At 65.0% G+C, this 5969-nt stretch carries 4 protein-coding genes; all 4 read right to left on the reverse strand.

Features of this window, described 5'->3' with window-relative positions; all coding sequences use genetic code 11:
• Positions 1-231 precede the first annotated feature (231 nt).
• The gene (lpdA, locus tag NKJ01_RS35780; protein ID WP_352735265.1) at positions 232-1623 is read right to left on the reverse strand and encodes a dihydrolipoyl dehydrogenase; all 1392 of its coding nucleotides are present in this window, start codon (positions 1621-1623) and stop codon (positions 232-234) included.
• 328 nt (positions 1624-1951) lie between these two features.
• On the reverse strand, positions 1952-3358 hold the full coding sequence (locus NKJ01_RS35785) for a dihydrolipoamide acetyltransferase family protein (protein ID WP_352735267.1): 1407 nt from the start codon (positions 3356-3358) through the stop codon (positions 1952-1954).
• A 1-nt stretch (position 3359) separates the two neighbouring features.
• Positions 3360-4373, reverse strand: a complete 1014-nt coding sequence (locus NKJ01_RS35790) for an alpha-ketoacid dehydrogenase subunit beta (protein WP_352735269.1) — start codon at positions 4371-4373, stop codon at positions 3360-3362.
• Positions 4374-4376: 3 nt separating this feature from the next.
• The gene (locus NKJ01_RS35795; RefSeq protein ID WP_352735271.1) at positions 4377-5609 is read right to left on the reverse strand and encodes a 3-methyl-2-oxobutanoate dehydrogenase (2-methylpropanoyl-transferring) subunit alpha; all 1233 of its coding nucleotides are present in this window, start codon (positions 5607-5609) and stop codon (positions 4377-4379) included.
• Positions 5610-5969: the final 360 nt, after the last annotated feature.

Consider the following 5969-nt stretch of genomic DNA (forward strand, 5'->3'; position numbering starts at 1 on the left):
CACAAACGACTCAAGGCACGATGGGCCGATCAAAACCTGCTTAGCCTCTTTACTCATATGCGATAGCCCTGCCCACAAGGGGGAGATGTCGCCGAAGGCGACAGAGGGGGGTCGCCGCGCGTCAAGCGCCAACCTCCATCTGTCGCAAGGCAAGGAGGGTCGCATCCAGTCGAACCGACCCCCCTCTGGCCTGCCGGCCATCTCCCCCTCAAGGGGGGAGATCACACCGCCTCAAATATGCAGCGCGTGCCCCAGCGCCTTGAGCGCGGCTTCCTGGAAGCCTTCGCCTTGCGTCGGATGGGCATGGATGGTGCCGGCGATGTCCTCCAGCCTTGCGCCCATTTCGAGCGCCAGCCCGAACGCCGCCGACAGTTCCGACGCGCCTTGCCCGACCGCCTGGATGCCGAGCACCAGATGGTTGTCCGCCCGCGCCACGACGCGAACGAAGCCGTCCTCGCCGAGCTTCGTCATGGCGCGGCCATTGGCGGCGAACGGGAACATGCCGATCTTGAACTCGCCGCCGAGCGCCTTGGCCTCTTCCGGCGACAGGCCTGCCGTCACCAGCTCGGGATCGGTGAAGCAGACAGCGGGAATGGAGCGCTTGTCCCAGCTGCGTTTGTGGCCGGCAACGATTTCGGCGACCATTTCGCCCTGCGCCATCGCCCGGTGCGCCAGCATCGGCTCGCCTGTGACGTCGCCGACGGCAAAGATGCCGCGCATCGAGGTGCGGCACTGGTCGTCGATGCGGATGAATTTGCCCGCCAAGTCGAGGTCTATCTGCTCGAGCCCCCAGCCTTCAGTCACCGGCTTGCGGCCAACCGTCACCAGGATTTTGTCGGCGGCGACCTTGGTGCTCTTGCCGTCGGATGTCTCGACCAGCAGCGCGCCACCCTTGGTTCCCTTCGCCTTGACGCCCGTCATCACCTCGATGCCGAGCGTGGAGAGCCGCTTGACCACAGGCCGGGTGAGTTCGGCGTCATACTGCGCCAGCACCCGTGGCAAGGCCTCGACCACGGTCACTTTGGCGCCCATCTTGGCGAAGGCGATGCCGAGTTCCAGTCCGATATAGCCGCCACCGACGACCGCGAGTTTTTTCGGCATTTCGCTTAGCGCCAGAGCCTCCGTGGAGGAGATCACCGGCCCGCCAAAGGGCAGGAACGGCAGTTCGACCGGGGCCGAGCCGGTGGCGATGACGATCGCCTCGGCGCGGATCACTTGGCTACCGGTCTCGGTCTCGACCGCAACTGTCTTGCCGTCACGAAAAGTCGCCCAGCCGTGCACGGTCTTCACGCCGGCCCTCTTGAGCAGGCCGGCGACGCCGCTGTTGAGCCGGCTGACGATGCCGTCCTTCCAGGCGATTGTTTTGGCAAGGTCCAGCGTCGGCGCGGTGACCGAGATGCCGAGCGGGCTCTCGCCGCCGGCCATGTGCAAGACCTTCTCGAACTCTTCCGCGGCATGGATCAGCGCCTTGGACGGGATGCAGCCGACATTGAGGCAGGTGCCGCCCGGCTTGCCGGCTTCCACGATCACCGTGTCGACGCCGAGCTGGCCGGCACGGATGGCGCAGACATAGCCGCCCGGACCGGCGCCGATGACGAGCAGCTTGCAGGAGATTTCTTTCATGATGGCATCCTAACTATTTGTCGCGCCTGCTCGAAAAGAGCGCTCTGCAGCGATCCTTCGCGCCCCCCTTGAAGCCCGTAATCTCCCCCCTCGAGGGGGAGATGTCGCCGAAGGCGACAGAGGGGGTCGCCGGGCGTAGAGCGCCAGCCTGCATCTGCTGCGCAAGGCGGTCGCGTCCAGTCGTACCGACCCCCTCTGGCCTGCCGGCCATCTCCCCCTCGAGGGGGGAGATTACGCACTCCACTGCTTTCGCTAACTTTCAACATCGTAAGAAGAAAACCGGCCCGACAGAGCACAGGGGGGCGCTGTCCCGCCGACATCTCCGCCCTCAATCCACAAAAATCAGCGCCGGCGTTTCCAGCAGCGCTTTTATCCGCTGGATGAACACCGCCGCGTCCCAGCCGTCGATGACGCGATGGTCGAAGCTGGACGACAGGTTCATCATCTTTCGCGGGATGAACTGGGTGCCGTCCCACACCGGCCGCACCATCATCTTGTTGACGCCGATGATCGCCACTTCCGGATGATTGATGACCGGCGTCGTCGCCACGCCGCCCATGGCGCCAAGCGAGGTGATGGTGATGGTCGAGCCGGACAGCTCGTCGCGGGTTGCCGTGCCCGACTTGGCCGCCTCGGCCAGCCTGATGATCTCGGCGCCGCACTCCCAGATGTCGCGCGCCTCGGCATGCTTGACCACAGGCACCACCAGCCCCGACGGCGTCTGCGCGGCGATGCCGATATGAATGCCGCCATGCTGGTGGATAATGCCGGCCTCGTCGTCGAACAGCGAATTGAGATTGGGCTGGTCCGATATCGCCTTGACCATCGCCCGCATCAGGAACGGCAGCAGCGTCAGCTTCGGCCGCTCCACGCCCGGGCGCTTCTCCTTGTTGAGCGCGGCGCGCAGCTCCTCCAGCGCGGTGACGTCGATCTCCTCGACATAGGTGATGTGCGGGATGCGCGATTTCGACAGCGTCATCTTCTCGGCGATCTTGCGCCGCAAGCCGACCACCTTGATGTCCTCGACCGCGTCGTTGCGGGCGAGGCCGGACATCCTGGCGACCTGCGGTCCGCGTGCCAGGAAAGCATCGATATCCTCATGGCCGATGCGGCCGGCCGGGCCGCTTCCCGCAACCTGCCGCAGATCGATGCCGGCCTCTTTCGCCCGCAGGCGAACAGCCGGCGAGGCCAGCGGTTTTTCGCCTTCGGGACGGGGAGCGGCGACGGGCCCGACAACTCTGGACGTCGGCGCAGTACCCCCACCCCTAGCCCCTCCCCTCAAGGGGGAGGGGGACTCGGTCTCTGCCGCCCGTATACCGGTATCTGATTCCCTGGCGTCCGTGGTTCTTGGCGCATTCTTAGATGCGGCTGACTTGGCGTCGGCCTTCGTGGTTGAAACGCGTCCCCCTCCCCCTTGTGGGGAGGGGCTAGGGGCGGGGGTACTCTCAGCCGTGACTTTTGCCGACGTCGCACCACCCGCAACATTGCCCTCGCCCGCCACCTTCAGCCGCACGATAGGCGAGCCGATCGCCACCGTGTCGCCGATCTCGGCGCCCAGCCACAGGATTTCGCCATCGACCGGCGACGGAATTTCGACCGTCGCCTTGTCGGTCATGACGGCGGCGAGCACGCTGTCCTCGCGCACGATGTCGCCGACCTTGACGTGCCATTCGACCAGTTCGGCCTCGGCGACACCCTCGCCGACATCGGGCAGCTTGATGATGTGCTCGCCCATCTCAGGCCTCCATGGTTTCGATGAGAGCGCGGCCAACGCGGGCGGGGCCGGGGAAGTAATCCCACTCCTGCGCATGCGGATAGGGCGTGTCCCAGCCGGCGACCCGCGTCACAGGTGCTTCCAGATGGTAGAAACAGTTTTCCTGCACCAGCGCCGACAGCTCGGCGCCGAAGCCCGACGTCAGCGTCGCCTCGTGCACGATGACGCAGCGTCCCGTTTTTTTCACCGAAGCCACGATGCTGTCGAGGTCGAGCGGCAACAACGTCCTGAGATCGATGATCTCGGCATCGATGCCGGTTTCCTCGGCGGCGGCCTGCGCGACATAGACCATGGTGCCATAGGCGAGCACGGTGATGGCTGACCCTGGCCTGCGGATCGCCGCCTTGCCGAGCGGCACCGTGTAGTGGCCGTCGGCGACCTCGCCGAGCGCATGCTTCGACCATGGCGTCACCGGCCGGTCGTGATGGCCGTCGAAGGGACCGTTGTAGAGCCGCTTCGGCTCCAGGAAGATCACCGGGTCCGGGTCCTCGATCGCCGCGATCAGCAGCCCCTTGGCGTCATGCGGGTTGGACGGCACCACGGTCTTCAGCCCCGACACATGGGTGAACAGCGCTTCCGGGCTCTGGCTGTGCGTCTGGCCGCCAAAAATGCCGCCGCCGGTCGGCATCCGCACCACGATCGGGCAGGTGAAATCGCCATTGGAGCGGTAGCGCAGCCGCGCCGCTTCCTGGGTCAGCTGGTCGTATGCCGGATACATGTAGTCGGCAAACTGAATCTCCACGCACGGTTTCAAGCCATAGGCGGCCATGCCGATGGCCGAGCCGACGATGCCGGATTCGCTGATCGGCGCATCGAAGCAGCGGCTCTTGCCGTATTTGGCCTGCAGGCCTTGCGTGCAGCGGAAGACGCCGCCGAAGAAGCCGACATCCTCGCCGTACACGACGACTTTGCTGTCGCGCGCCATCGACACGTCCATGGCGTCGCGGATCGCCTCGATCATGGTGCGTCTCGGCATGGCTCAGACTCCCGCCTGCTGGCGCTGGCGCCGCAGATGCGGCGGCATCTCGGCGTAGAGGCCCTCGAACATGTCGCGCGTCGAAGGCTTGCCGCCGGCATGCAGCGTGCCGTGGCTTTCCGCTTCTTTCTGCGCCGTGATCACCGTGTCGAGGATTTCCGCCTCGGCCTGGGTGTGCCGCTCCTCCGACCAGACACCGAGCGCGATGAGATGGTTCTTTAGCCGCACGATCGGGTCTCCGAGCGGCCAGGCGTCGGATTCGGTCTTCGGCCGGTAGGCAGAGGGGTCGTCCGAGCTCGAATGCGCGCCGGCGCGGTAGGTGACATATTCGACCAGCGTTGGGCCGAGATTGCTGCGCGCACGCTCCGCCGCCCATTTGGCGACCGCATGGACAGCGAGATAGTCGTTGCCGTCGACGCGCAGCGACGGGATGCCGAAGCCGAGGCCCCTCGCCGCGAACGTGCCCGAGCCACCGCGCGCGATGCCCTGGAAAGTCGAGATCGCCCACTGGTTGTTGACGACATTGAGCACGACGGGCGCCTTGTAGGTGGAGGCGAACACCAGCGCCGAATGGAAGTCGGACTCGGCCGTCGAGCCGTCGCCGATCCAGGCCGCCGCGATCTTCGAATCATTGCTGATCGCCGAAGCCATCGCCCAGCCGACCGCCTGGATATACTGCGTCGCCAGATTGCCGGAGATCGAGAAGAAACCGTGCTCCTTCGACGAATACATGATCGGCAATTGCCGGCCCTTCAGCGGATCGGCCTCGTTGGAATAGATCTGGTTCATCATCGTGACCATCGGGTAGCCGTCGGCGATGAGCAGCCCCGCCTGGCGATAGGTCGGGAAATTCATGTCGCCCGGCGCCAGCGCCTTGCGGAAGGCGCAAGCCACCGCCTCTTCGCCCAGATTCTGCATGTAGAACGAGGTCTTGCCCTGGCGCTGCGCCATCTGCATGCGCGCGTCGAAGGTCCTGAGCGTCATCATGTGGCGCAGGCCGGCCAAAAGCTCGTCGCTGGAAAGCAGGCCGGCCCAGGGCCCAACGGCTTCGCCATTGCGGTTCAGCACGCGGATGATCGAGAAGGCATGATCGCGGATGGTGCGCGGATCGACATCGATGTCGGGGCGCGGCACCGAGCCGGCCTTCGGGATCGGCACATTGGAAAAGTCAGGCGTTCCGCCCGGTCGCACTTCCGGCTCCGGAACGTGAAACCGCAACATCCCAGCATCGGCCATGACCAAGTCCTCCAATGTTGCCTGGCGCCGATAGTTGCATATCTGCACGGCCAGTGCGAATTCGTCGGGCAAGCCTTCAGTCCCGGCCGCGCCGGCCGATGCAGCCTCCCGAACACCAAGATGTAGATATGTCTGCGAAATTTCTTGTCGATGTTGGGCGGGGACGCGCAATTAGGGGGAAGGTTGGGCCGGGGTTGCGGTCAGATAAGGCAAGTCGGTGGGTGGATACTCACCTTGCAGCGTTGATAGTAGGTGAAAGCGGCGAAGCGGCTAATCTCCCCCCTCGAGGGCAGGGGAATCGCACATGAGTACAAAGGGACTCTTGTGTGGTGTGCGGAAATCGATTCTGAAAGGACCTCT

This window comes from Mesorhizobium sp. M0276 (assembly GCF_040321755.1).
Taxonomy (GTDB): Bacteria; Pseudomonadota; Alphaproteobacteria; order Rhizobiales; family Rhizobiaceae; genus Mesorhizobium.

What these genes read in the sequence shown, in the direction of transcription:
- lpdA (WP_352735265.1), bottom strand. Translation starts at nt 1,623, where the DNA reads ATGAAAGAAATCTCCTGCAAGCTGCTCGTCATCGGCGCCGGTCCGGGC.
- NKJ01_RS35790 (WP_352735269.1), bottom strand. Translation starts at nt 4,373, where the DNA reads ATGCCGAGACGCACCATGATCGAGGCGATCCGCGACGCCATGGACGTG.
- NKJ01_RS35795 (WP_352735271.1), bottom strand. Translation starts at nt 5,609, where the DNA reads ATGGCCGATGCTGGGATGTTGCGGTTTCACGTTCCGGAGCCGGAAGTG.
- NKJ01_RS35785 (WP_352735267.1), bottom strand. Translation starts at nt 3,358, where the DNA reads ATGGGCGAGCACATCATCAAGCTGCCCGATGTCGGCGAGGGTGTCGCC.